General features: G+C 58.7%; 26 protein-coding genes. 9 read left to right on the forward strand and 17 right to left on the reverse strand.

Annotated elements, in window-relative coordinates; genetic code table 11:
• Window positions 1-50 precede the first annotated feature (50 nt).
• A complete protein-coding gene (locus tag JNJ66_03740; protein ID MBL8159543.1) occupies window positions 51-773 on the reverse strand; it encodes a hypothetical protein in 723 nt (240 codons plus the stop codon).
• A 220-nt stretch (window positions 774-993) separates the two neighbouring features.
• On the opposite strand from JNJ66_03740, the gene JNJ66_03745 reads away from it, so the two are divergent.
• The gene (locus JNJ66_03745; protein MBL8159544.1) at window positions 994-3414 is read left to right on the forward strand and encodes a glycosyltransferase; all 2421 of its coding nucleotides are present in this window, start codon (window positions 994-996) and stop codon (window positions 3412-3414) included.
• 92 nt (window positions 3415-3506) lie between these two features.
• Complete coding sequence (locus JNJ66_03750; protein ID MBL8159545.1) at window positions 3507-4550, forward strand: CHASE domain-containing protein; 1044 nt, start codon at window positions 3507-3509, stop codon at window positions 4548-4550.
• Here JNJ66_03750 and JNJ66_03755 read toward each other — a convergent pair.
• The 11 genes from JNJ66_03755 to JNJ66_03805 form a co-directional block, all read right to left on the reverse strand.
• Window positions 4474-5082 carry a hypothetical protein gene (locus tag JNJ66_03755; GenBank protein MBL8159546.1) on the reverse strand — a complete coding sequence of 203 codons (609 nt, stop codon included), beginning with the start codon at window positions 5080-5082 and terminating at the stop codon, window positions 4474-4476. The two genes, JNJ66_03750 and JNJ66_03755, sit on opposite strands and share 77 nt — an antisense overlap.
• Window positions 5082-7046, reverse strand: coding sequence for a hypothetical protein (locus JNJ66_03760; protein MBL8159547.1), 1965 nt, complete (start codon window positions 7044-7046; stop codon window positions 5082-5084). The genes JNJ66_03755 and JNJ66_03760 overlap by 1 nt, the downstream gene beginning before the upstream one ends.
• Before the next feature lie 9 nt (window positions 7047-7055).
• Complete coding sequence (locus tag JNJ66_03765) at window positions 7056-8207, reverse strand: LysM peptidoglycan-binding domain-containing protein (protein ID MBL8159548.1); 1152 nt, start codon at window positions 8205-8207, stop codon at window positions 7056-7058.
• Between the two features lie 25 nt (window positions 8208-8232).
• Window positions 8233-8943, reverse strand: a complete 711-nt coding sequence (locus JNJ66_03770) for a hypothetical protein (protein MBL8159549.1) — start codon at window positions 8941-8943, stop codon at window positions 8233-8235.
• 108 nt (window positions 8944-9051) lie between these two features.
• Window positions 9052-10176 carry a histidine decarboxylase gene (locus tag JNJ66_03775; GenBank protein MBL8159550.1) on the reverse strand — a complete coding sequence of 375 codons (1125 nt, stop codon included), beginning with the start codon at window positions 10174-10176 and terminating at the stop codon, window positions 9052-9054.
• Window positions 10177-10202: 26 nt separating this feature from the next.
• Window positions 10203-11396 carry an aminotransferase class I/II-fold pyridoxal phosphate-dependent enzyme gene (locus JNJ66_03780; protein ID MBL8159551.1) on the reverse strand — a complete coding sequence of 398 codons (1194 nt, stop codon included), beginning with the start codon at window positions 11394-11396 and terminating at the stop codon, window positions 10203-10205.
• 106 nt (window positions 11397-11502) lie between these two features.
• Window positions 11503-14448 carry a right-handed parallel beta-helix repeat-containing protein gene (locus JNJ66_03785; GenBank protein MBL8159552.1) on the reverse strand — a complete coding sequence of 982 codons (2946 nt, stop codon included), beginning with the start codon at window positions 14446-14448 and terminating at the stop codon, window positions 11503-11505.
• A 115-nt stretch (window positions 14449-14563) separates the two neighbouring features.
• A complete protein-coding gene (locus JNJ66_03790) occupies window positions 14564-15001 on the reverse strand; it encodes a hypothetical protein (protein ID MBL8159553.1) in 438 nt (145 codons plus the stop codon).
• Between the two features lie 186 nt (window positions 15002-15187).
• Window positions 15188-15742 (reverse strand): hypothetical protein, encoded by a 555-nt coding sequence (locus JNJ66_03795; protein ID MBL8159554.1) that lies wholly within the window; start codon window positions 15740-15742, stop codon window positions 15188-15190.
• Between the two features lie 24 nt (window positions 15743-15766).
• Window positions 15767-16336, reverse strand: coding sequence for a YdeI/OmpD-associated family protein (locus tag JNJ66_03800; protein MBL8159555.1), 570 nt, complete (start codon window positions 16334-16336; stop codon window positions 15767-15769).
• 4 nt (window positions 16337-16340) lie between these two features.
• Complete coding sequence (locus JNJ66_03805; protein ID MBL8159556.1) at window positions 16341-16796, reverse strand: NUDIX domain-containing protein; 456 nt, start codon at window positions 16794-16796, stop codon at window positions 16341-16343.
• A 39-nt stretch (window positions 16797-16835) separates the two neighbouring features.
• Between JNJ66_03805 and JNJ66_03810 the strand changes: the two genes are divergently transcribed.
• The 4 genes from JNJ66_03810 to JNJ66_03825 are packed head-to-tail and all read left to right on the forward strand — an operon-like array spanning window position 16836 to window position 18993.
• Window positions 16836-17459, forward strand: coding sequence for a hypothetical protein (locus JNJ66_03810; protein ID MBL8159557.1), 624 nt, complete (start codon window positions 16836-16838; stop codon window positions 17457-17459).
• Complete coding sequence (locus tag JNJ66_03815; GenBank protein MBL8159558.1) at window positions 17456-18115, forward strand: hypothetical protein; 660 nt, start codon at window positions 17456-17458, stop codon at window positions 18113-18115. The genes JNJ66_03810 and JNJ66_03815 overlap by 4 nt, the downstream gene beginning before the upstream one ends.
• Entirely contained in the window at window positions 18112-18528 is a 417-nt protein-coding gene (locus tag JNJ66_03820) for a hypothetical protein (protein ID MBL8159559.1), read from the forward strand. Before JNJ66_03815 ends, JNJ66_03820 begins: the two co-directional genes overlap by 4 nt.
• 51 nt (window positions 18529-18579) lie before the next feature.
• Window positions 18580-18993, forward strand: coding sequence for a DUF1761 domain-containing protein (locus JNJ66_03825; GenBank protein ID MBL8159560.1), 414 nt, complete (start codon window positions 18580-18582; stop codon window positions 18991-18993).
• A 1041-nt stretch (window positions 18994-20034) separates the two neighbouring features.
• Here the strand turns inward: JNJ66_03825 and JNJ66_03830 are convergent.
• The 3 genes from JNJ66_03830 to JNJ66_03840 form a co-directional block, all read right to left on the reverse strand.
• Window positions 20035-20412, reverse strand: a complete 378-nt coding sequence (locus tag JNJ66_03830; GenBank protein MBL8159561.1) for a hypothetical protein — start codon at window positions 20410-20412, stop codon at window positions 20035-20037.
• A 111-nt stretch (window positions 20413-20523) separates the two neighbouring features.
• Window positions 20524-20730 (reverse strand): hypothetical protein, encoded by a 207-nt coding sequence (locus JNJ66_03835; GenBank protein MBL8159562.1) that lies wholly within the window; start codon window positions 20728-20730, stop codon window positions 20524-20526.
• A 5-nt stretch (window positions 20731-20735) separates the two neighbouring features.
• Window positions 20736-21068: a hypothetical protein gene (locus JNJ66_03840; GenBank protein MBL8159563.1), complete on the reverse strand. Its 333-nt coding sequence runs from the start codon at window positions 21066-21068 to the stop codon at window positions 20736-20738.
• 91 nt (window positions 21069-21159) lie between these two features.
• Here JNJ66_03840 and JNJ66_03845 point away from each other — a divergent pair, with 91 nt between their 5' ends.
• Window positions 21160-21618 (forward strand): NUDIX hydrolase, encoded by a 459-nt coding sequence (locus JNJ66_03845; GenBank protein MBL8159564.1) that lies wholly within the window; start codon window positions 21160-21162, stop codon window positions 21616-21618.
• 1 nt (window position 21619) lies between these two features.
• Here the strand turns inward: JNJ66_03845 and JNJ66_03850 are convergent, their stop codons facing one another.
• Window positions 21620-22534, reverse strand: coding sequence for an AEC family transporter (locus tag JNJ66_03850; GenBank protein ID MBL8159565.1), 915 nt, complete (start codon window positions 22532-22534; stop codon window positions 21620-21622).
• Entirely contained in the window at window positions 22534-23079 is a 546-nt protein-coding gene (locus JNJ66_03855; protein ID MBL8159566.1) for an AAA family ATPase, read from the reverse strand. Before JNJ66_03855 ends, JNJ66_03850 begins: the two co-directional genes overlap by 1 nt.
• Before the next feature lie 118 nt (window positions 23080-23197).
• Here JNJ66_03855 and JNJ66_03860 point away from each other — a divergent pair, with 118 nt between their 5' ends.
• Both JNJ66_03860 and JNJ66_03865 read left to right on the forward strand, forming a co-directional pair.
• A complete protein-coding gene (locus JNJ66_03860; protein MBL8159567.1) occupies window positions 23198-23866 on the forward strand; it encodes a hypothetical protein in 669 nt (222 codons plus the stop codon).
• A gap of 152 nt (window positions 23867-24018) precedes the next feature.
• Window positions 24019-25335, forward strand: coding sequence for a hypothetical protein (locus tag JNJ66_03865; protein MBL8159568.1), 1317 nt, complete (start codon window positions 24019-24021; stop codon window positions 25333-25335).
• Window positions 25336-25341: the final 6 nt, after the last annotated feature.

The following is a 25341-nucleotide window of genomic DNA, read 5'->3' on the forward strand; positions in this document are numbered from 1 at the left end:
GCATAGGGACGGCCGGACCCAACCACGCTGTGGCATGGGCCCGGCCGGTGTCAGCTGCGCATCTCCCGGGTAGTGACGATGTCGAGCCAGGGGCCCGGCGGCACTTGAGATCTGTCTACAAAGCGCCAGCTGACCAGTGCGCTCCAGTTTGACAGGTCTGCCTGTCTGCCGGTCAGGAAACTGACGGCGGCGGGCGCCAGATCCAGTCCAGCCCGTCTGTCAGCCGGCGGCCTATCACCAAAGACATACCGGTAGTCATAGAGCTCGAACGGCCCCACATCCTGGAGCTGCACATAGACCTTGCGGCCGCTTAGCTCCACCTCGATCCAACGGTTCTTGAGGATCGAGCGGGGCGGTCCGGACCATTGCGGCGGCTGCGCCGGGTCATACCAGTATATCTGGCTGACCTCGGGACGAACCCGTGCCTCTTCATCGAACTCGAACACGGGCAGTGCTGCGTAGAACGGATTCTCGTGCGGGCGGAACCCCGCCGGCCAGTAACCATTGTTTTGCCGGTTGTTCGGGTCGTCAAAGCCGCCGAAGTGCTCCGACCAGAGCGGATCCCAAGCGCTGGCGAAATTGGCGATGTGGTCATTGGCGGGCGTCGCAGGTTCACCAGCCCAGAAAATCGTCGCCTTTATGCCAGAGTGGACGGGGTACGCAAACGACGACTGGCTACCAGCGCCCGCAGGCGTTGGCTGACCTGGTGCGGTAGCACTCGAGCAACCGAGCGTCACCACCAGTAGCAGGAGTAAGAGCTGCAACCTGTGCACGGCACCGATCCTTTCGTTCCGGTTGACTAATGCCCGGTTTCTTTGCCCGTAGCCGGCTCTTATATCATACGCCGATTCCAAGAGAGGGTCTACGAAGTGCCTCACAAGAGCAAATGCTACCTTGCACCTACAATTTTCAGAGGGACCCATGGAGACCTATCCTCAGGCCCTGGCAACCTTACCATCGTTCATCACCCGTCCACCTAGGAGGAAACGAAGCATGCGACCCCAGGAAAATCCTGGCGTCCTCAGTCTCGGCGTGCCGGTATTCTTTGACCGTACCGGTCGGCGTTGGCGCAGGGTACTCATTACCTGGCTGACGCTGGCCATACTGGCCACGGTCTACCTGGCAGTCGTCGTGCCTGACGCGCTTGCTCCGATCCAGAACCAGCTGGGCAACACCAGCAGCAGCCTGCCCAAGGAAATCACCGCGCGCCTTCGGCAGGGCGCACTCCCCGAACTCTCGGAAGGCGGCAACGCACCACTGACCCAGGTGGCGCAGGTCCGCCGTGATGGCAGTCAGGCGTACCTCATCGAACCGTTCAGCGGGCAGCCGATCCGGCCGCTCGAAGAATGGGAGTATGAGCTGGTCGGCGACAGCGAATACGTCATCGACCGTACCGGCGCCATCCCCGAGAAGACGCTGATGCTGACGTTCGATGACGGCCCTGATCCGACATACACGGCAGCGATCCTGGACGTGTTGTCGCGCAACGGCGTGCCGGCCACCTTTTTCAGCATCGGCGAGAATGTCGTCAAACACCCCGAGCTGGTCGCCCGCATCATCCGTGAAGGGCACATGATTGGCGGCCACACCTTCACCCATGCCGACTTCTACGAGCATGATGCCGTCTGGGACCGCCAGGAGCTGATCGTCACCGACCACGTCATCCGTGCCGCCGGCGACTATGCCACCAGTATCTGGCGCGTCCCCCGGGGCGATCCGGCCCAGAAGCCGCTTGCCGTGCTCTACGGACAACAGCTGGGCTATATGCAGATCGACTTCACGTACGACCTGCTCGACTGGGCGTATGCGCCCGGACAGGACATGCACGCCACCGCCTTGCCCCCGCTCGACGGCATGGGGCACGTCGCCCTGCTGCACGACGGCGGCGGCGACCGCTCCGGCACCGTCGTCATGCTGCAACGGCTGATTGACGAGGCGCGAAACCAGGGCTACAGCTTTTCAACCCTGGCACCCATCCTGCCTGCCGCCCGCCAGCCCGTCAAGAATATCGGACCGACACTGGCCGACCGCTCAGTCCTCGGCTTTTTCCAGGGCATCCTGGTGCTGCCTGAGCACCTACTGTATTTCCTGTTCTGGTTTGCGGTCATCACCATGACCAGCCTGTACGTCCTCTACCTGGGGCTGGCGCTGGTCAACTACCACCGCTACCAGCGCTATCGGTACCTGTCCGCCGACCCGGACCGGCTGATCAGCGTCGTTGTACCGGCCTGGAACGAAGAAGGCGTCATCGAGAAGACCCTCGATTCCGTCTTTGGCAGCACCCACCGCAACCTCGATGTCATCGTCGTAGATGACGGCTCCAGCGACGCCACCCTGGAGCTGCTCCGCGCCTACGAGCGCCGTCAGCCAGGATTACGCGTCCTGACACAGCCCAACAGCGGCAAGGCCGTCGCGCTCAATGCCGGATTCGCCGCGGCCAGGAGCGATATAGTGGTCACCATGGATGGCGACACCATCTTTGAGCGGCAGACCATCGGCGTCCTGGCGCGCCGCATGGATGAAGCAGGCATCGGCGTTGTCGCCGGCGTCGTCAAGGTTGGCAACCGCGACAACCTGCAGTCCGCTTGGCAGGAAGCCGTCCGGCTGCGCCGCGACCACTCCCTCTCAACCGGGGCCTTCGCCATGGTCCTTGCACGGACCATCCCGGGTGCCTTGCTGAGCAACATCCTCACCATGTGGCAAAGCGTCGACTACGTGACCGGCATCGGCGTGACCCGCATGGCCGAGGCCCAGCTGGGTGCAGTTGCCATCGCACCCGGCTGCTGTTCGTGCTGGAACCGTAACGCCGTACTGCTCGCCGGTGGCTTCTCGCATGACACCCTGGCGGAAGACTGCGATATGACGCTGAACTTCCGCCGTCTTGGCTACAGGGTGGTACAGGAGCCGCGCGCCATCGCCTGGACCGAAGCACCGGCAACCATCAGGCAGCTGTCAAAGCAGCGGCTGCGCTGGTCGTACGGCAACACGCAGGCCTTCCGCAAGCACTGGCGGATGGTACTCAACCCGCGCTACGGCTGGCTGGGCATGCTGGTGCTGCCCTATGCCATGCTGTCGTTGCTGGTGCCGCTAGTGTTCATGCCGTTGATGGTGCTGTCGTTCTTCATCAGCGTCAGCAACGGCAACTGGGAGAGTATCGCGCTGTTCGCACTCTTCGTCGCAGGCTCGCACTTCATCGTCGCCTGTGCTGCCGTCGCCATGCTCAAGGAGAGCTGGTGGCACCTGCTGTTCGTGCCGGTATACCGGCTGGTCTATGAGCCGCTGCGTGTCTATCTGCTGTACGCCGGCATGCTGCGGATCCTTATGGGCCGAAATTACGGGTGGGACAAGCTGCGCAGGACCAATAGCGTCCATGCCCCCACGGCCGAACCTGCCGTCCAGACAACGGTGGCGTAAGGCCACGGCGCATGTTGCCATCCAGGTGACATGCGCCCTTCAATAGGGGCGGAGGATATAATAGCCACACCGTACATGCTATACTGTGGTGTATGAAAAAGGTTATGGTCACGGAAGGCTGCCGCCGCCTGGCACGGCAGCTGACATTCTGGCTCTGCCTCCTCATCGTGCTCCTAACCACCGTCGCAGTTTCTTTTGCCCAACAGCGCATCTCTACGCGCAGCGCCGACGCCTTCAGCCAGGATGCCAACGATGCGAACGAGCGGTTCAAGCGCAGTCTTCAGCAATATGCCGATCTGCTATATCAGGGCCGGTCTTTTGTGCATGGCAGCCGGGAGGTGACGCAGAAAGAGTGGGAACAATACTTCCGAGAGCAAAACATCTTTGGCCGTTACAAGGGCATCAGCATGGTCTTTATCGCCGAAACGGTCCCGCATGACGCCAAGCTGAAGTTTGAGGCAGCCATGCGCATGCAGCCACAATCCGGTGCCGACTATAGCATCAGTCCGGGAGGGGACCGCCCAGAGTACCTCATGATTACGCGTTACCTGCGGGCCACCAATGTAGCCCCGGCCATTAATTTCGATCTGTATTCAACGCCTGCGCGGCGCCAGACCTATGCTGCCGCACGAGTACTCAACCATCCCGTTGCCAGTCCGCCGCTGGTGCTTGCTTCCGGTGAGCCCGGTTTTTTCATGACATTGCCCGTCGACACCTCCGGTAAAAGCTTCGTCGTCATAACCTTCCATACGGATCAACTGCTTGATGCTCTCTTTGAGGGTAATACGTTGCATAAGCTGGCCTTGCGCATCAGTGAAACTGACATGGTTGACCCTAACGAGAAGATTGAACTGTTCAAAACAGCCAACTGGCATGACTCCAACGAAATGACACTCCGGCGCACTGACACGTTCGGCGTAGCCGGCCGGCAATGGATTATGGAATATAAAGGCAATGCCGATTACGACAATGAGCCTGCCGGACGATTTGGAACGCTGTTCATAGGGCTCATCGGCAGCATGCTGATAGTGATGATCGGCCTGACCTACTTTGCCTTGCTTAAGGTCGGCGAACGGAACGTCGCACTGCAGAAGAAGACTGGTTCAAAGCCTCGAAAATCCGGCGGACGTGCGTAAACTCAAAGAGTACGGCATCCACCACCACCAACGCCGCCACCCCTAGCATGCCACTGACGGCATATGGCGCAGCCGGCTGGATGACCGTGCTGCTGCTACGCAGCCAGGAGGCCACTGTCCGTTCGATTGCCGCAGCTGCCGACCCCGGTCCGCCGTTGCCGTTCACCAAATCCGATGCCTCTTCTGCGGATACGACCGGACCGGCTGCCGGTGGAGGGCCAGGGTCACCAGCGCCAGGCGCGGCCACGGTCTGCGCTACGGCAGGAGCAGGCTCCGGCGTATCTTCGGAAGCCACCGGCGTATCGCCGTCAGATGGCTGCTGGCCGCCAGGCGTCTCAGGCTCAGGATTCAGCAGATCATCGCAATCCTCCGGAGAGAGGAACTGGCGCTCTCCGCCGCCATCATCAACTGACTCGACGATACATTCGCGCGGAACGATCCGCATCTGCAGTGTCGCCGACGAGTCCGCCCGCACCAATTGCGGCAGGGTGACCACGCCGACGACCAAAAGTGTTGCTATGATTGCTTTCATCAGTTTGCTACCACCGTTACTGTTAAGTTGAAATTATAGGTGCCGGTACTTTGCTGAGGGGGTATGGTCTGGTCCAGCGCCACGCCGGTAAGGTCCCAGTAGCACTCATACATGGCAGTAGTGTCGGCGGTCAGCAGAGTGACACTATCAGTGACGTTTTCATTAAAAGAGGCTGCCGCACCCTTGGTAATGCCATCGGTGGTGCAGTTAGTCTGTGGCGTCAGGACACTGGCTGAGGCATTGACGCTTAGCCGGCCGGCCTTGGTGTCGCCATCCGAGCCGGCACCGCAACCGGCCGGGGAACCGGCACCGTCGTTGAAGTCGTACTGGTCACTCGAAGATGTCCATAAGGCCGAGCTGCCGGCCGTGGCAGCTACCGACGCCGTCCAAGTGGGCGTGCCGGTGTTATTGGTGATGCGTATCCTCTGTGAAGCGGTGCCCAGCGAACCCGTCGACGTCTGGCAGTCCAGGCTGAGCGTCTTGGCGGGCATGACAATGCCAGGGCTGGCAATACCGGCACCGCTGCCATCGACAATGTTCATGCCGAGCGAGCCAGAGGGAATATAGGCATTGTAGGCAAAGTTGGCGGCGAAGCCGGTGGTCGAAGAAATCGTCGTCTCCAGCGCGGCTGCGCCCTCGGTATTTGACCAGGTCAGGTTCGTCCCATCAAAATTAAGTCGCTTGACGAACAGGTCGCCGGCGCTATCGATGATCGTCAGCATCAGCTCTGAGCGATCATGGGGATTACCCTGCATGCGGTGGAGCTTGTCATCGCCGGTGGCGGGGCGGGGCGTCGTGGTGAAATCGGTGGTGGCCGTCGTCCAAGCGCCAGTGTTCTTGTTGAAGAATACCCAGTCCACCCCCACGGCGTTAGAGTCCTCGTACGAAATTACCAGCCGTGACTGCCCACCGGACTGTACCCACTCCGCCGAGTTATTATTAGTGCCGGCTCCGACAGTGCCGATGGTCTGGTCATAGTTTCTGAGGTTGCCCCAGGCTGAGCCGGTCCATATGCCGGCGTCCGCGTCGGCGCCGTTATCGGTTGAGGCGGCATAGCCGATATAGTCCGTACCCGGTTCGGCCGCCAACTCCACATCGGTCGGTTCCTCGGCGAAGGCGGTATTGGTAACCGCGGCCGTCCAGGCACCCCCAGCACCAGCTCCCCGCGTGGCATACACCAGGTCCAGCACAGCATCATTACCCCAGACTATCATCAGCTCGCCCGACAGGCTTTCGAAGGTCAGATCAAATGAACGGTTGGTCAATGTCGTAGCCGTACCTACCTTGGACAAGTTGGTGGAGAGTGCGGCTGTCGGCTCGGTCTGCCAGAGGTTCGTAGCACCGTTCCAGTAGTTGGCGGAAAGGTCGAAGGCCGTATCGCCCCAAGCGGCCGCAAGGTCATTACTGCCAGAGCGCGACGCCATCTTAACGGCGTCTACCGTGCCGGCCGTCCTGGCAGACGACATCGTCGTGGCCGCAGTCCAGGCACTGCCATTCCATACCCTGTACGCCAACTCATTATTGGTGGCCGTATTGGTCGAGTATAAGACCACCGCCTCGCCGGAGCTCTGTTCGTAGGCGATATCGAACCGGGGCAGGTTGCCGTTGCCGATGGTCACATTCCATTCGGCCGTCCAGGCAAAGCCGTTCCAGCGCTGAATATACAAAACACCGCCAGTGGTCTGATAACCGGCGATGATCTCATTCCGCACCGGCGAGGCACGGTTGACTACGTGGCGCATACTGGCAGCCGCCGTCGTGCCTGAGCTTTCGGCTCCCCAGGCACTTCCCACTTCATCCCACAATCGGAAGCGGGGAACAGTCTGCGTTCCCTCGCCATAGACAAGCATGCCGTCACCATGGGTCAGAGCTTGTACGGGCGGCACAGACCCCACGGCTCCGACCACGACGGAAAGAACGAGCAGCACACCGGCCCTCACAAACCGTCGCAGCGTCATGCTCATCCGCATCGGCTATCCTTTGCGGCGCCGCGACTGGGAACGTGACGCACTGGTTGGAATGCGGATATGCTGGCCAGGACGGAGCGTGTACGGCGGCTTGAGGTCGTTGAGGCGCACTAGCGTCTTCCAGTTGACGCCATGCTCACTGGCGACAGACTGGATGTCGTCACCACGCTCAACGCGGTACTTGATGGCGGATTGGCGCTCTTCGGCACGATCCCGCTGGCGGCGTATCAGGAAGGTGATAAGTCCAGCCAACACGGCCAAGCTGGCGATCATGATGCCGGCAGCGGCCGGTGCGGGAGCAATGAAAACGGTCGAGCTGGTCTGCAGCACCTTGTCCGGCTCGGTCTCTTCACCCAGCGACACGGCAGGGTCAGACACATAGGAGGCGCTGACGCGCGCCAAATACCAGCCGCCCCAGAACGGTCGGGCAAAACTGAAGCCGTTCTCCGCTTCGCGTCCATTAAGGACAGGGAACGTGCCGCCGTCAGTCTGGGATCCGAAGAGACCCTGCAGGCCGACTTCAAGCTTGGTATCGAGCGAGACGTTACCGGTGTTCTTCAGCGTAGGGGTGACAATGACTTCGTTATTCTTTTCTTCAACATCCAGCCCCTTGATGGTCAGTTCTTTCTTGATGTCACCCGGCACCGTCACGACGACACGGATGGCGCTGCGGAAGCTCAGAGTAATGCCATTGCCGGCGGATTGTGGCACCTGGTCTGCAGCCTGAAAGGCGATACAGGCATTATGTTCGCCGACATCAGCGTTTTCCGGCACCGTGATGGTGAACGGCACCGTCGCCTTGTTCTTTGGGGCTACGTCGACGGTCGTGCGTTCCACGGTAATCCACTCGCCGGCATTGGTGGCAACGTCAGCCTTCTGCGCACAGGCGAAGGCACCACCGCTTGAAACCTGCGAATCGACGCCATAGACGTCGACCTTTTTCACATCATCGGTATTATTGATAATCTGTACGGCATCCTGCACCGTACGGCCTGGCTGGATCTCATGGATAAAGATTGACTGGGAGCGCGGATTATCCGATCGCGGGTTGGCCGGCTTCCCACCGACACCACCCGACTCGACAGCACCGGCTGGCGCCGATACGACGAGCGCCAGAGTGAAGGCAAGTGCGAGTGATGTCAGTGATGTTCCGGTCATGGAGTTCCTCTCTACTGCCTGGTGATTACTGAGCAGTGGCTGTCAGGGTTAGGTTCAAGGTGTAGCTGTCTGATGCGGTTTCTGCAGGAATGGTCTGGCTTAGTCCGGCACCAGTCAGGTAGCCGCGCCAGACATCGTTGCTGGTAGGGCCGGCGTTCAGCAGGGTGATACTATCGACGGTTCCCTGGGCAAAGGAGGCGGAGGCACCCTTGGTAACACCGGTAGCCGTACAGCTGGCACAATCTGTCACCAGCGTACTGACGCTTGGATCGATAGTGAGTTGTCCTGCTACAGTATCGGTATCCGCACCATCAGCACATCCTGCGGTCGATCCGGTCACGTCATTGAAGTCGATCCGGCTGGTCGCACCACCGTTCGCCCAGGTGGAGGTGACGCCGCTGGTCGCTGCGACCGTCAGCGTAAAGCCGTTGTCGGCTGCATCGCCGTTGGTCACATATACCCGCTGCGAAGCGCTACCGAACGTGCCGGTCGAGGCGTTGCCGCCTGTCTGGCAATCAAGCGACAGGCTTTTGGCGCTCATGGCAAATGTCGGCGACGGCACGCTGACACGGCTGCCATCCAGGATGTTGGTAACCAGCGTGCCCGGGTTGATAGTTTGTGTCAGGTCTGATGTCGGCACGGCCTTGACAGTGACACCACCCAGCAGGACCAAGCCTGCGGCGGCAATAACTACAGCCGTAGAACGGCGGAATGAGGGTACCTCAAACTTCTTCATTTCTTCTCTCTCTTTACTCTTTTTTCTTTTTACTCACTAACCTGTGCTTGTTAGCTTAACCGTTATGGCCAGGTTTGTCAATGAATGTGTGTCATTTTGTAGCAAAAATTACTGCCCATTGGCAGCGGCCACCTCAGCCTTGAGATCTTTCAAAAAAGCATCAATCTTAGAGCGGCTGGCTGACGGCACCGTAATGACATGCGCCCGGCCATTCTGCCGCGCCAGGCTCCACTTGCGGATCATCTGCTCCGACGGTTCTTTGAAGACGACGGTGATGCCGTGCGGATTCTTAGCGCAGGGATAGCCCATCTTCTTCAGTTCAGAATACAGGTAATCGGCCAACATCAGGCTGCGCTTCACTTCCTTACGGAAGCCGTCGTTAGCACCACGCGTCTGCAGTTCATACCACAGGAAGATCGGTGCCTGGCCGTTGCGCGAACCGCCGATAGTGTCATCGAGCGCGCCGATGTACTCAATCTGCGTCTGGATGTGCTCCACATGCTCCTTGCGGGCCACGACGATGCCGCACGGGTACGGCGCGCCGATGAACTTATGTCCTGAGATTGAGACGCTGCCAATCGGCTTTTCAAAACTGATCTGCGGGGCGTCGTCCATGAACGGCAGCAGCATGCCAGAAAGCGCGGCATCGCAGTGGATGTAAAAATTCTTGATATTATTGCGCTTCAGAATTTCGACGATCTTATCGACGTCATCAATCGCACCTGTCACCGTAGTGCCGATATTGGCGCAGATAACCACCGGATTGAGCGGATGCAGCAGGATGGCCCGCTCCAACGCTTCATAATTAATCTCGCCGTTGCTTTGCGATTCGATGGCCACCTTGGACATATTCAGCAGACGCCCGGCCTTGGCGACTGAGTAATGCGTGTCGGCCGAGTAGTACAGGATGGCATCCGGATAGAGCTCGCGGCCCAAGAACAGCCCGTACAGGTTGCCCTCGGAGCCACAGGAGGTCACATATCCCCAGGCCCGTTCCATCGGGATGTGGTACAGCTTGGCGAAATACTCGATGACCTCACGCTCAAAACCGGTGGAGTTGACGCCATAGATCAGATCCGAGAACGGGTCACCCAGGTTATCGATGTTGTAGTCCATGAATGCATACAACGGCTTGTAGTCGAAATGCATGCTTTCCGGATAGCCCAACAGCTTGGAGGCTTTCTCTTTGAGCAGTTTTTTGTGTGCGTCGAGACGGGCTTGAACTTCTTCCATATGGACCTGATTATACGTGCTTACGCTTACGATTCAAAATACTCTTTCAGCCGTTCCATGCCAAAGTGGATATCCTCGACATCGATGCCCGAATAGGCGATACGGATGTACGACTGGGTATCCTCCGGCCGCGGCCGCCCGAAGTGCTTGTGCGTACAGAAGGAGACGCCGGCCTGCTTGAGCGCCAGGTCCATGAGCAGGTTGACGTCGGTGATGCCTTTGCGCTCCATAATCTTGGTGACGTTAGGGAAGAGGAAGAACGAACTGCTGGGTGCCGCCACCGAGATGCCATCGATGGCATTCAGGCCGGCCACCGCCGCATCACGCCGCCGCTTCAGCTCGGCCAGAATGTCATTGGGGCCGGTCTCGCTGCCGGTCAGGGCCTCGATGGCTGCCCACTGGATGAAGTGCGAGGTACAGGATTCGGCATTGGAATTAAGCTTATTGATGATATCGATGATTTTCCTGGGGCCGATAGCTGCCCCGATGCGCCAACCCGTCATAGCGTAGCGCTTTGAGAACGTATAGAGGATGACCGTCCGCTCCTGCATGCCCGGCAGCGTCACGATGGAATCAGCCGGCTCATCGTACTGTATCTCGTAGTAGGCATCATCGCTCAGCACCATCAGGTTGTGCCGGATGGCCAGCTCGGCCACCGCCTCCATTTCGGCGCGGCTCGAGCGGGCGGCAGTGGGGTTGTGATAATTGTTGCAGACAAGGATCTTGGTGCGTGGCGTGATGGCGCGCCGCATGCTCTCCAGGTCGAGCGCAAAGCCCTTCTCGGTCTCGATATAGCCGTAAGGCACGGCGATGCCGCCCTGAAACTCTATCTGCGATTCATAAATCGGGTAGCCAGGATTAGGATAGAGCACCTCGTCACCAGGCTCCATGACCGCTTCCAGGAACTTGCCGACCACGGGCTTGCCGCCCGGCTGGATAGAGACGTTTTCCGGCTCGTAGGGCGCGCCCCACTTGCGGCCGATCTCCTCGGCCATGGCCATCCGCAGCTGGATGATACCGGCACCAGGGCAGTACCCGGTGTATCCGTCACGTATCGCTTTGGTGACCGCCTCGACGATGTTATACGGCGTGTGCAGGTTGATATCACCAATATGGAACGGGTAGACCTTATGGCCCTTATGCGACCAATCAGAAGCGGCCGCGGCCACTTCGAACGACGTTTCTATGCCTAATTTGGCAATTTGCGAGGCTATATGCATATGCTTACAGAGTAGCACAGCTTGGACGTGATGCTGCTATTGCTTTATTATAAAAAGTGTGCTATAATACATAGATACCGTCCTGCAACAGGGCTATTTTTATTTGCTAGGACAATGCCACCCAGTACGTGCGCGCACCGCTGTTGGTCAGTGTGATGCTCGCTGGCATGGCCGTCAGCCCGGTGGTGGTGTTGGTGGCAAAGCGGCGCCTGCTTGCCGCCAGGCCGGAGTTAGGCGTGGTCACGCCGCCGCCAGCACCGGTCGCCACAAACAGCGGCACTGTCGTGCCATTAGCCAGCAACCCTACAAAGTAGTCCCGGCCCGCCCGCAGCGTCACCGGACTCTGTAGTGGCATGCTCATCAGGCCGGTAGCCGCCCAGTTGGCCGCCTGGTCATTGGTGCGCTGCAGCAGGTTGCCGGCATCATCGTAGAGAGCCGCGAAGTTCTGGCCCGCCGTCAGGCCGCTGCCGGCCGTGCCGACCGTTGCCAGGATGTTCGACACCGTCCCACCGGTCTGGCTGGATATCTTCATCAGGTACAATGTGCCGGAAACATTACCGGTCGCACCCGAGCCCGAGCCCGCCATGGCCGGGTCGTAGTTCCATTCGACGAACCCGTGCCGGGCCGGGACATCCGGCTGATAGGCAGGGTGGATATCGGTCACGCCGCCGGTACTGGGCCCGGTGCCACTGACAGAGGTAATCGGCGTAAAGCCGTAGATTTCATTGCGGACAAAGAGGGCGTTGTCGTTACCGCCGGCGTCCTCAAAGACATTGGTCTCAGTCAGATCGTGCATGATGTTGCCGTATACCCGCGCCGCCGGGCTGGCCGTCAGCTTGACGCCGCGTACACAGCCGGAAATGTCATTGCCCTTGGCGGAGAAGCCGCTGACATTGTTGGCGGTGATAGCATAGGTGCCAGCCGGCAGGGCAGGGTCGTAGAACTCATTGCGGCGCAGATGCACCTTCTGGGCGTTCTGTATGACCAGTCCGGTCACAGCCCTGGTAAACCGGCAGTTTGCGATGACCAGGCCGCGCACCATCGTGCCGGCGATACTGCCGTTGACGTTGGTAAGCGAACCGGTGATGTCGGCGAAATCGACGTTATCCACGAAGTTATCGGTCGAAAGCAGGCCGGTGTTACTGGAGATACTTACCAGTTTGACGCCGGTCTGGGCACCATTGACGCGGCTGTCACGGAAACCGTTATTGGCACTACTCGGCACCACCTCAAAGGCAGCACCGCCGTAGTTGACGATCAGCATGTCGGTAAAGACATTATTGAAATCACCGTCGGCATGGCTGGTATTGCCGGCTTTGCAGGCGGATTTGTTGGTCGAGCCGTCATCCGCAGCTGAGTCGCCGCCGATGGCCGTGCAGCCGCTAAAGAGATTGTCGATGCATTCGGCGCCATGCAAGTCATAGTCTGATATACAACAGTCCTCAGACACGCAGCCGGTGATGGTATTGCCGGCTGCACCGTTAAAGAGCAGTACTGAATGGCGCAGCGAAGAGAAACGGCAATCACGCACCATGCAGTTGGTTGCGCCGTAGAGTGTCGCCCCATAGCCGTTACCAGAACCGGTTACCGCCGGGTTGGCGGCATAACACTGGCTGGTCTGGCACATATAGCTGTCGGAAAGGCGGAAGGCCTGATTCTTCCAGGACTTGGTATGGGCACCGTCGCCGGATACGGAACAGTTAAGCAGTGCGCATTGGACGCCATACTTTATCTCAAACGCATTGCCCACCAGCGACATGGCGCTCCAGGTGACCGAAGCGTCCTGAATCCGGGAATTACGCACCGGCTGCAGCTTGATGACACGTGCCAGGGCAGGCATGTCATAGGTGTGGTACAGCGCGTGCGACAGGCGCAGCTCCGTGCCGGAAACTATCTCTTTGATTTCGGCGATCTCACGGTGCTTATAATTACTGGTCTCGATGGTGCCATCAGGCTTGGTGGTATGGGTATCATCGGCCACCTGGACGATATCGCCGGCAGCAAAGATGCTGGTATCGAGCACCGTGACGGTACGGTCGCCGCGCACCGCCGGTGCCGACACCAGGCTGCTGATGACCCGGGTGACCTGCGACTCATGCGAGGTGCCGGCAGGCGCGTCAGGATTGGGATTGTAGGCCAGAAAGTCATCACCGAGCGGCTCAGTCAGGGTCAGGGTATTGCCGGCGACACTGGCGACGCTGTGATATTCCTTCTGTTCGCGGGTAGGATTGCCGGTGGCATCACGGGCGCCGCGCAGCAGGATGTAGCTGCCGACGGAGAACGGCGCCACATTGTTCAGCGTAAGCGTCGTCGAGCCTTCCAGCGAGTCGGCCGTGAGAAAAGGCTTGCCGGTGGCCGGTGTCTCAGCCGCCTCGCCCTGAATACGGATACGCCCCAGCGGCCCGAAACTCAGCGGCGAACCAAAGCGCAGGATGGTGTTGTTGCTCTGGACCTGCACCGTACTGTTGATATAAATGACGCCGTTCGGCGGCGCCTCCACCATAACCTCCACCGAATGATTGCCCGTCTTGCCAATGGCGTCGAGCGTGCTTTGGATGCGCGGCCCGTCGTCGGTTGCGCCATCGCCGGCCAGGCCGCTCACCCGGGTATTCTCCGCGCTGCTGCGCCAGGCCAGGCCGGCCGGCTGGGCGCTATCCGCCTGCAGTATCTGGCCGTCCGAGCCAACCCCCAGGCGGGTGACGACGCCCGGAGCTGTCGCTACGAAAAAATCACCCTTGGCGGTCAGCAGGGAATTGGCCGGCACTTCGGTCAGGGCGGTATCGAGCATCGCATCAGTGACGATGGGTTCACCGTTGACGGTAATGCCGCCGGTAAAATCTTTGGCACCTGTCACCGTCTCATTGCCAGAGGTGTGCATGACGGATGGTAGCTGGGCCGACGGCACCTGGCCGGTGCCATCAAGCGTCGCCAGGCCGCCCGGTTGCCCGGCGCGCTTTAATGAGCCGTCGGCGTTGTGCTCGACAGCAAGGTAATCGTTGAGGATAGTGCCCCAGGTGCCTTCATCCTGGCCGGGTGTCGGGAGTCTGCTCATAGTCCCTACTAGCATAAGGAAAATGGGGGAATGAGACAAGCCATCGACCCAAGAACACTGCTACAAGAAAAACCGGACCGTACCTTGGCGGCACGGTCCGGGTGTGACACCGGCATCATGGATAGTGTGCTTGTTGCCGCACCATGAGGGCGATCATCGCACGACGGGAATCATGCCCGGCGTCCAACATGCCCGTCAGGCCCTGCCAGGTGCACAGTACTTCGACAGGGGCATCCTGACCGATAGCTTCACTGCGGCAGCGGGCAGCGTGCGCGACGGCCTCCTCCAGCGTCTGATACACCAGTAGGCCGCGCACTTCCTCAAGCAGCTCGATCGGCAGCATCCCATACATGGCCGTGTAGAACAGTGCGATCATGCCGCGCCAGTCCCGCAGCCGCTTCAGTCCGCTCACGGCAGCCAGTCGCAGCGACAGCTCCGCATTCGCTACCAGTCGGGCCTGCGGGCAGCCCTCATGACGATACACGAACGGTTGCGTCTCAACGTTGACCGCCATCACTTCGAACTCGTGCAGACCCGCGACAGGCGTTGTCATGACAGACTCCTCGATGTCCGTACCAGCACAGGGGGCCGGTATCATACCTTCATTTAAAACTAGTGTGGGTTTTTGTCAAGATCCCTATGTACCGTTACCAGCCAGCGCCCTTCAGCATTACAGCTGCAGGGCGGTGGTCGGTCCCGGACCGCGCGCGGCGTATGCGCGCGGTCCGGGAGAAGTGCATCAGGCGGTGGGGTCGATCGACTTCGCCAGGCGGGGCAGCATCTGCTGGATGGCCATGCTGCGCGCCTGCTGGTTCTGGCCGGCGAGGATCTCGAGGACCGCGCCCCAGAAGTGGACGGCGTCGCCCTCGGGTTCACTGAGGGCGTCGGCCCGCAGGCCGATGACGCGCTCGCGTGCCACGAAGCCGTCGGCGCTCTCGCGCAGGATGGAGAGCAGCTCACCAGACAGCCCATCGTCCACCTGACCGTACGTGACGGTGAAGAGGATGGCCAGGAAGCCGCGCCAGGTCTTGCTGGTCAACTCCTGGGCGGCCTCCAGCCGGGACGCCAGGTTGGCGCTGGCGATGGTGACCGACTCGATGTAGCCGCGGGGATCGAAGGTCGTCCATCCCGCCTCCAGGTTGGTGGCGATGATGTTGAACGGCTCGAGCCCGACGCGCTGGTTTCCCATGATGACTCCTGTGTTCGGTGCCACTCCGTATGAGTGACATCTACTATAATTATAGCATATTTTTAATATTAAGTCAATAATGCTTGCGCTTATTCCAGCTTGCAATGGCAGGCATAATAAAACCACGTATCAGTAGAACTTTTTGCCATCGAGGAGCATCTGCAAGAACACCTCCATCCGCCGTTGACGCGTCTCGGGCCGCTTAGCCGTCTGAAGACGGAAAGCAATGGCATACCGGTTGGTCTTATTGAGCGTGTCAAAGAAGGCATGCGCCCTGGGGTGCTCAGCTAAAAGCTTTATAAAATCTTCGGGCACCTGCATATCCTTAGGCGAGGCGTAGGCGGCATCCCAGCGCCCGTCAGCTTTTGCCGCCTCTACTTGGGCGAGGCCGCTGGGCTGCATCAATCCCTCTTTAATCAGCCGCTCAACTGTATTGCAGTTGATCTGCGACCATATACTGCGCGGCCGCCGCGGCCCGAATTTTTGGAGGTAGCTGACCTCATCGTACTTGTTCTTGATGCTATCGATCCAGCCGAAACACAAGGCCACTTCCACGGCCTCAGCCCAAGTGATGGTCGGTTGGCCGGAGGCTACTTTGTAGATGCGGAGTCGCACACCGGGTTCGATACGGTGGTTGGCCAGGAGCCAATTATAAAAGGCTTGTCTAGATGGAAAGGGAAGGATGGCAAGATCAGACACAAGCTTATTCTAACTCTGAGGCATGCTCTGCATATATCTCACCTCGAGCGATGCTGTTAAGGATGGCCCGTACCAATGGAATCATATTTTCAGGTAGGTCACCGAGATCATACCAGGAAAGGTCATCACATTTTTCAGGCTCGGCGTTGAACGGTTCACCCTCCCACTTCGTCGCCTCAAAAACCAACTCTATGCGCTCGGGACTGATGCCGGTATCCAGACGGTGGTCAGTGAATACGAGCCGTACGTCTTCAGGTCTGACTACGACGCCGGCCTCTTCTTTTGCCTCACGGACAGCGGCATGTGTTGCCAGCTCGCCGCCATTGAGATGGCCGGCCGGCAAACCATAGTTGCCATCCTGATAGCCCGTGTTCGCCCTCTTGAGCAGAAGGACTTTATTTTCTTTACGGATAATGATGTAGGCAGCTGCGAGCAACCTGAAGCGTTCTGTATTGGACATGGCTTAATTGTAGCACCGTCTTTCCTGTACAATGTTTGCATGCAACCAGAACAATCCACCCCCGTCACCTGGATCGGCCAGGAGCACCTTGGCTACGTCATCCAGACCACTTTTTCTGATGAGAACACGCAGCTCATCCTTGCGTGGCTCGAAGGTCTGCGGCAGGCTACCGGCGACAACCTGTACTTCATGGGTGCCGACCAGCTGCACATCACCGTGCTGGATTGGGTGGCGCCGCTGTTTGACTACGGCGGTATCAACAAGCAGGAGCTTTACGAAAGCCTCAAGGACGAGTACGCTGCCGCCTTCCGCGCTATTACCGATAGCGTCAGGCCGTTCGAGGTACATTTTAACGAGCTGCGCGTCATGCCCAATACCATCATCCTGACGGGCCAGGACGGGGGACAGTTCCAGTCCGTCCGTACCCAGTTCATGGAGCGGGTGGCGCTGCCGGAAGGTGCCAAGCAGCCGCCGACCATCATCCATAGTTCACTGACACGTTTCATCGGTGAGCCAGTGGCGTTGGCGCCATACCAGGAGTATGTGGCGGCGCATCCGTTGGAGCTGACGCAGCGCATTGAGGATTTCCGGCTGGTGAAGACCGGCCGCGAGCCGATGCTGACCTATGAAGTCATTGAGCAGTTTCAGCTGGGCGGGGTATGAGCGGCCCCTCCGCAGCAGTCTTGGAGTGGCTGCGGGCGCAACTTGGGGAGGTTACCGTCGCCGACCGGCATGCGCATGGCACCCAGGACGAAGTGTATGCCGTCCGGTCGGCCAATGTGACATACTACTTGAAAATGTCCGATGCGCTGCAAGCCGAGCACGATAACATCATCAGGCTGCAGCCGTATCTATCCGTACCCGAAGTCATCGGCTTCACCACCCTCAAAGGCCGGGATTGCCTGTTGATGAGCGCCGTACCCGGCAAGAACCTGGTGGAATGGATGGGCGAGTGGCCGGTGGAAACTTTAGTAAAGGAGTTTGCCGCAGCCACCCGAGACTACCACGACATACCAGTGCGCGACCTCTTTGCGGACGAGACCAGGCCCAACGCCGTCGTGACGCACGGCGACATGGCCATGCTCAACGTACTCTGCACCGCGCCCGGCAACCGCGGCCACATCGACCTTGGCAAGTTGACCTCCAGCCTGCCGGAAGACGACATCGCTGATGCCATCTGGAGCCTGCAGCGGAACCTTGGCCCTGGGTATGGGCCGATGTTCCTGGAAGCGTATGGCAAAGTGGAAATAACCGAAAAGATCCAGAAGATGCTTGATTTTGTCTATACACCGGCAGATACATCGGACGGGCAGGCATGATGTTTTATGTTTCGTTACTAGTCTTTCCGCTGCTACTTGCCCTGAGCCGCCACAAGCAATCAGCCGCATTTGGCAAGTTCGCCATCGTCACCTGGATGCTCGGAGCTGCCGCCATTGACCTTGCCGGTGATTATGAGTATCGGGTGCCGGTAGATCGCTTCGTCTTTCTGACACTCTGTATCGTGCTGTTGACGCTGGTGATATTTTTGGCGGCGGGGGCGCGCAAGCTCTCATTGAAGATGCTCAAGCAAGTTGTACCCCGCGCGTATCTTGTGGCCGCTGCTCAGCTGGCGGCACTATTCATACCGCTCTGCCTCTACGTCGCCATCGTGCTCGGCCCGTCCAACCTCGACCTGCTGCTGCTCCTCTCGGTCGCCTTGCTGCTAGGCTGGGACGCGCTGCGCGACCGTTGACGCACGGCCATTCTAGCGCCACAATAAAGACATTCATACGGAGGGTTGGCTATGTTGGAATTTAGCGGCATCAATTATCTGGCGGTGGCAGCAGTCTGGCTGGTATACGTGGCAGTGGGGGCCTGGTGGTATTCGCCGGCCGGGTTTGCCAAGCAATGGAATAAGTACACCGGCATCAACATTTTGAAGATGCCCCAGGAAGAGGCTAGCCGGGCTATCGTTGCAGTTGCCATCTCTGCGGCCGTCCAGGCGTATACGCTGGCCATCGTCCTTAATTCCTTGCATGTCGCCACTATCATTGATGGACTGGCAGCCGGGCTGCTCATCTGGCTGGGGTTAGTGACGGCCACGACGGTCGGGGTGACTTTGTACTCGCGGCGGAGTTGGGATTTTTTGTGGCTGAACAGCGCGTATTTCCTGGTGGTCATGTCAGTCGGGTCAGTGATTTTGGCCGCCTGGCAGTAACCTCATTTTCGCGATTGAGACCGTATCAATCGTAAAATGCTCACCGCTAGATAGTGAAAGAATTGAGCAGCCACCAGTACTAGACTTAGAATGATGCTTGCGTAACCAGCCAGCCACATAACTAGCCTGTGCGGGGTAATTTGTATCGGTCCAGGTTCATGTCTCCAGCAAGTATCCGTAGGTCCGCCTGGATCTTCCACGCAAGGTGGAGGAGAAAATACGACCGTGTATGCCCAATTAATATAGTCACTGCCAACCGTACCCAGCAACAGCAACCCTACACCAACCGCAAATAGACCGATAACGATTTTCCAGTACTTAGGCAACGTTTTCTTTTTTGACTTTTTTGCAGAGTTCATTACTGCTTGAAAGTATACCTAGCAATTCGAAATTAGTACATTTCATTTGGCAACTCTTGACAAAAATGAAAATCTGTGCTACATTGAAAGCAACAAACGATTTCTCTTGTAACCATTCGGTAAACAGTTACCCGCTAGTAGCTTAATAAGTTGCTATGCAGGACTAAAGCCGCGCGGTCGCTGCGAGAGCAGTACGCGCATCGGCAATAATCAAAACCTGGTGCACGGGGAGTGAGATAAGCTCTGACAGTGTGACGCCACCCAGTATTTAAGATAATCTCAAAGGTACTGCAGAGGGTGGTAGATGCGGATAGGACATACTTTATTTGCTTGACGGTCTAAGCGATTCCTGGGGAAACCTTGGGCAGCCTCTGGACGGGATGGCGGTAGGGTGTGGGTCGCCGCCTGCGGGTAACTGTTTGCCGGATACACCCGTCACGTCCTCTTGCCAAGCGCAAGCGTTCATCCGGCCCGAAACGAGCAAAAATATGCCTGGGCGCGTGAATCGTGAAAAGGACAGCTGATGGATCAAAAGAAAGCAGTACTGCGGTCGCGGTCCTGACGTTTGTAAAAACCCTGCGGGTGCGCCGCGGGCAAGAGGCGAGAAGTCTGCCTGAAAGACTTGGTACTTTAGCGCACAGAAACGTTTGTGAACACTCCTTCGTGCACGATGGAGTGTTTTCTATTCCGCAGAGATATATTTTATGATTTCCGTGTCATCCATTTTGACGGCATCCGCATTGACATCAAGCATGTACACGAATTCTTTACCCCGCACTAAGTAAACTGTGTAGCGCGTAATATCTGTTTGTGAAGGCAATCGCTTTTCAGTTTCATACCGCATCGCCGGCCTGCCATTCAATGTAAATGAATCCTTGTTGCGAATGTTGATCTTATAGCCAGTAGGCTTGCTAATTATCGCGCCGTCATCGCCGGTATGGCTTTTCTCAACTTCTTCAGTCATCTCTTTAAAAGTTTTTCTGTAGTTCAATATAGAAACGTAAATTTCTCTGGGCTTTTCTGGATTACGCACTACAGTTTGATAAGTAGTGTCTGCCAAGCTTGAATCTGGCTCAGGATTACTAATCGTGGCAGCCTCCCATTCACTTGGTATCGCAAGTTGTAGCTGAGTTTCTGATATTTGTTCTTTTGTCCAGCCTTGCGGTAACGTCTAGCTGGTGGTGATATTTTTGAGACGATCCCTTGCTTCGATCACAGACGGAGAGCTTTGACCTGAGTCCACCGTCCGACCATCTTTTCCCGGCCACTTCACCACCGGGTAGCCGCCAGATGTACTGATGAAAAATAGCGCACCGTATGCTAAGCCGATAAGTATTCCTGGGATGATTGCAGTTATAACTATTTTTCTTTTAGACATATGGCTCACTTTATCATAATAAAAATGAGAAAGGAGTGCGCCGCAGCACACCCCATCCCCCGAACAGACGCCTTGGCATCACTTCCTGGGCCGGTAGCCATCATTGCAGACCCAGCCCATGCCCACCAGCTGCCGGGCGCGTTCATCATCGCGGTCGAGCCCTTCCAGCGTTCGCGGATCGATAATACCATTTCGGCGGCGTGGGCGCGCACGCGCTCTGGCTGCAGCACCACAAGCTGCCAGACATCGACGACCACAGGGCCAGGCAGCGCCTGCTGGTTGTCGTCAACGTTGCCCATGCAGTCGCGCAGAATTTCGTTGATCCGGAAGGTATCCATCTTAGAGCTCCTCGGCATAGGGGAACTGACACTCGTCAGCGCCATTACTGTACCATTATTCTGTGATTTTACAATTTGTTATACTTCGTACATGAACGAACCCGTCCTCATCGAACACGCCGTCGTCGACATCCTCATCATCAAAGATAATAAGTTTCTGCTCGTCGAGGAGAGCAAGCCTGGCCGCGAAGGCCTCTTCAACCTGCCAGGCGGACGCGTAGAGGCGCATGAGACGCTGTTTGCTGCCGCCATCCGCGAAGCGAAAGAGGAATCGGGGTATGATGTGGAGCTGACGGGGTTGGTGGGTGTCTATCAAGGTGTGACGCCACTTTATAATGTCTCTGGGCCGGTATTCAGCGCACGCATCATCGGCGGTGAAGCGACACCAACCCCCGCACACCCTTCCATACGCTGGGTCACCAAAGATGAGCTGGATGGCATGGCCAAAGCGGGCGAACTATTCACCAAATATCCGCCAATCGCCATAGCACACTACGAGACACGCGGCATCCTGCCGCTCGACACCATCAGCTGCACCGTCTACCCGTAGCCTACAACCCCGGCAAAAAGTGGACGATGAACGGCGCCGCCACCAGCGCCATCAGCAGAGCCAGCGACACCTGCGACGCCGCAAACTCGACGTCCAGTTTTTCGAGTTCGGCAAACGTAATCGAGTTGAAGCCGATGGGCGCGATGCTGGCGAACATGGCAATCTGCGCATCCAGCCCCTGCAGGCCCGTCAACTTGACGAAGGCATAGCCGATGATGCCGCCAAGCACGAACCGCAGCACCAGCGGCACCGGCAGCAGCCGCGTATTATGGATGTGTAGCGTAAATTTCAGACCAAGTGCGATCAGGATGACCGGCCCGACGAGCCTGGAAATATTGGACAGCGCCTCAACGATCAGGAACGGCGGCGTGATATCGGCAAACTTACAAATCAGTGCCAGGACGATTGCCCAGAGCGGCGGCGAAATCAACAGTTTCCTGGCGATGAAGGACGCGCTCGGCTTCTTGCTTCCCAGGCTGACGACGATGGCATAGACCAGGCTGAAGGTAATCAGCACATTGACCGCATCGATGACCACCAGCCGCGCCAGACCCTCGGCGCCGTAGACCCGCTCGACGAAGGGCACCAAAAAGCCGGTATTCATGATGACGACGCCGGCCAGAAGAGAGCCGAACGTCTTGCCACTGAGGGCATGCAGCATTGAGCGCCGCACAAAGAAGAGTGCCAGCAGGCTGATGCCGACAATGACAGGCGTCAAGAGACAGAGCAGCAGTACCTCGGCGGTCATCTCTACCTTGAGGATGGAGGTAAAGATCAGGGCGGGCAGTCCGGCGTAGAAAATGAGCTTCAGTAGCGTGCTGCCGTCATCTGACGAAAGGAACCTGGCGCGCTTCAGGCCGTAGCCGACCAAAAAGATCAGGATAAGCGGCAGTATCTGGAAGACGGCGCTGAGCATTATGGCCTGTACTGTTCCGTTATGAATGCGAGTACGTCTGCCAAGCTTGGCTCGTAACCGTCATCTGTGTTCACGCTTAGCACCGGCACGCCCAGGTCTGATGGCTCTTTGGTCAACGGCAAGTTGCGGGTATGCGGCTCGGCGAGAGCCAGCAGATGCTCGCGTCGCCTTTGGATGCTTGGGAGTTCACTGGCCGTGACGCGCGCCACATATCGCCCGATGGGGTCGGCTGTCTGCGTATGGATATTGACGATAACCGCATGGGGACGCAGCTTATCAATGATATCCGCCTCAGAGATGCCACGCTGCAGCACGTGTTCGACGACGAAGCTGAGCCCTTTTTCCGCCATGGCGATCATCAGCGGCACAAAGACCTCATGGAGCGTCTTCTGCCGGGCCTCAGTGTTGCCGGATAGCTCGATGCCGCCATGGACAAGATCGCTGGAGACGTGGGGGACATATAGTTGCTCTGAAAGCAGTTTGGCAAGGGTCGTCTTGCCGGAGCCAGGCGCACCGCTGACGTAGACCACAAGGGGTTTGTTCATGCTTTGCATTATAGCAGAGGCGCCACACGACGGCTGCAAGAGTGACTATATTGCTTTATTATAGTTTTTATGCTATACTATATATAGGACTCTGCACCCAACCATGGAAGGAATCCCCGTGAGCGTTCTATACGTTACCCCCGCCTGGTACGTCCCGCCCCGCAAGCAGCTTGAGCTGGTGACCTTCCTGAACGAGCAGCGCGGCTGGGGCCTGACCGGTCTGGACGAGCTGCAGGTGCCGGACGGCTTCATGCCGACCACCAGCAGTGAAGTGCTGATGCTGAACGTCAGCCTGCCAAGCCACGGCACAACCGAGGCGCTGCACTGGACCTTCGACGAACTCTGGGAGCTCATCACTGACCCGGACGGACTGCCCAAGCGAGGACTGGAGTGGCACGGACTGGCCACCAGCGGCCTCCGTCTCAGTCCGGTCTACCGGCATGACCCCGGTGTCCACTGGGTCGGCTTCGACCCGCTGGCGTACCGCGACATGGCGGCCCTGACGGCCTTCGAGTACGCGGTGGCGGAGGGCAAGCAGCTCGCCGGCAGCCAGGTACTGGTGGCCGCGCTGCTGTTCCCGGGCTGGATCGACAGCTGGGACGGCGAGGAGTCGCCCGTCCCGCAGCTGTCGGCCCTGCGGCTCGATGAGCAAGGCTGCGTGATGGTGCCCGACATGTACCGGCACATCGGGGAGGGACCGGGCGACCTGTCGTTCCTCGAGATGTCGCGCATCGACGCCAACAGCTACATCGACGGATCGGCCTCGCCGACCGTCCGGCTGCTCTAGGTACGGCCTGATCGCACCCGGAAGGGCATGGCGCAGCGGGATTCCATCCTGGTGCGCCGGCCCGACCGGGTGCCTTTTCGATTCAGGACCACGTCGAACTAGCCCGCTGATTTATATGTATGTATACTAGGGAAGACGCAGGGTAAAAAAATATGCTATCACGACACCTTCCTCACATACGCAGCCGCCGCCTGACCTCGCGCTATGGCTCCATAGCTGCCGGTTTTGTCATCTTTGCGGCGTTTGGGTACGGCTTATATACACAGGTTTCCCGGGCGGCAACCATGACCGTCAATGTCGAGGCCGAGTCGGGCCAGACCTCGCCTGGAGCCGACATCATCGACGACCTGCAGGCTTCCAACAGCCAGTTGGTGCGGTTCGGACTGGGCGGCGTGGCGCCGGCGGGCCGGTCGGGCGTGCCTATTTCGCCTGCAGGGCATTTGGGCCAGTATAATCTTTCGAGCAATGACTACATCATGGCCTTCCGCTTCGTCCTGAACAGCCCGGCCACCATTGACCGCTGGTACTTCGCCATCAACGGCGAAGGTGCCGATTGCGTGGGCGGCCGCACCGGCTACGGTTCGGGCAACGGCGGTATGTACGACGGCCGCATAGTTGAGGTTGATGAGGCGACAGGGCTGCCGACCACCACCGTCGTCGCCCGGGAGGAAGTCAACGGCTGCGCGGCTTACGAGCGCTCAAAGACGGAGTTCGGGCTGAATGATGAGCATCAGTCACAGTTCGTGCAGTTCAACCCGGTGGCGCTTGAGGCGGGCAAGCTCTACGCCTTTTTGTTGTCGAACACCGACCCCAACCCCGGCAACGGCGGCAGCTCCGGCGGCGGCAACGCCATGAGCCCTAACCTGAACTTTGCCAAGGTAGAAGAGATGGGGCCGCATGGCCGCAATACGCTCGATGCTAAAGCCGGGGGTGCCTTATACGGCCTGGACCCGCGGGAAGCCGTGCTGTGGAGCAAGGACGGCGGCGCCAGCTGGCTTTTTGGCCAGGAAGTGGGTTGGTACGATGACGACAACGGCCTGGGCAAGATGTGGCAGGTGGGGTACCGCGTGGCCGGCGGCGCCAACATCGCACACGGCTGGCCTTTTATGAACTGGCCGGGCGAGGGGAATGTTTCCGTGACGCACCGCAACGCTCCACGGGCGGTGACATTGACCAAAGCGGGCGGCGCCAGTGAAGGCCAGGCCGTCGGCGTCATCACGGTCACTAACACTTCGACCGGCGTCTCGGCCACCACCGCAAGCCTTGGGGCCGGCGTGGTGAGCGGCACATTATCGCAACCGGTGCCGGTGGCGGCGGGCGAGAGCTACAGCATCGCTTACTCCGGCCAGGCCGGCCTGGGCAGCGGCAGCTCCGGTACCGACAAGGTCTTCCGGTTGGGCGAGCAGGCGCCGTGGGACTATGAATCGAGCCAGGATAACCGGTATCCGATGGTATATGCGGCGCCATAAGGTGGC

The sequence above is a fragment of the Candidatus Saccharibacteria bacterium genome, from assembly GCA_016789455.1.
Taxonomy (GTDB): Bacteria; Patescibacteriota; Saccharimonadia; order Saccharimonadales; family Saccharimonadaceae; genus CAIJKY01.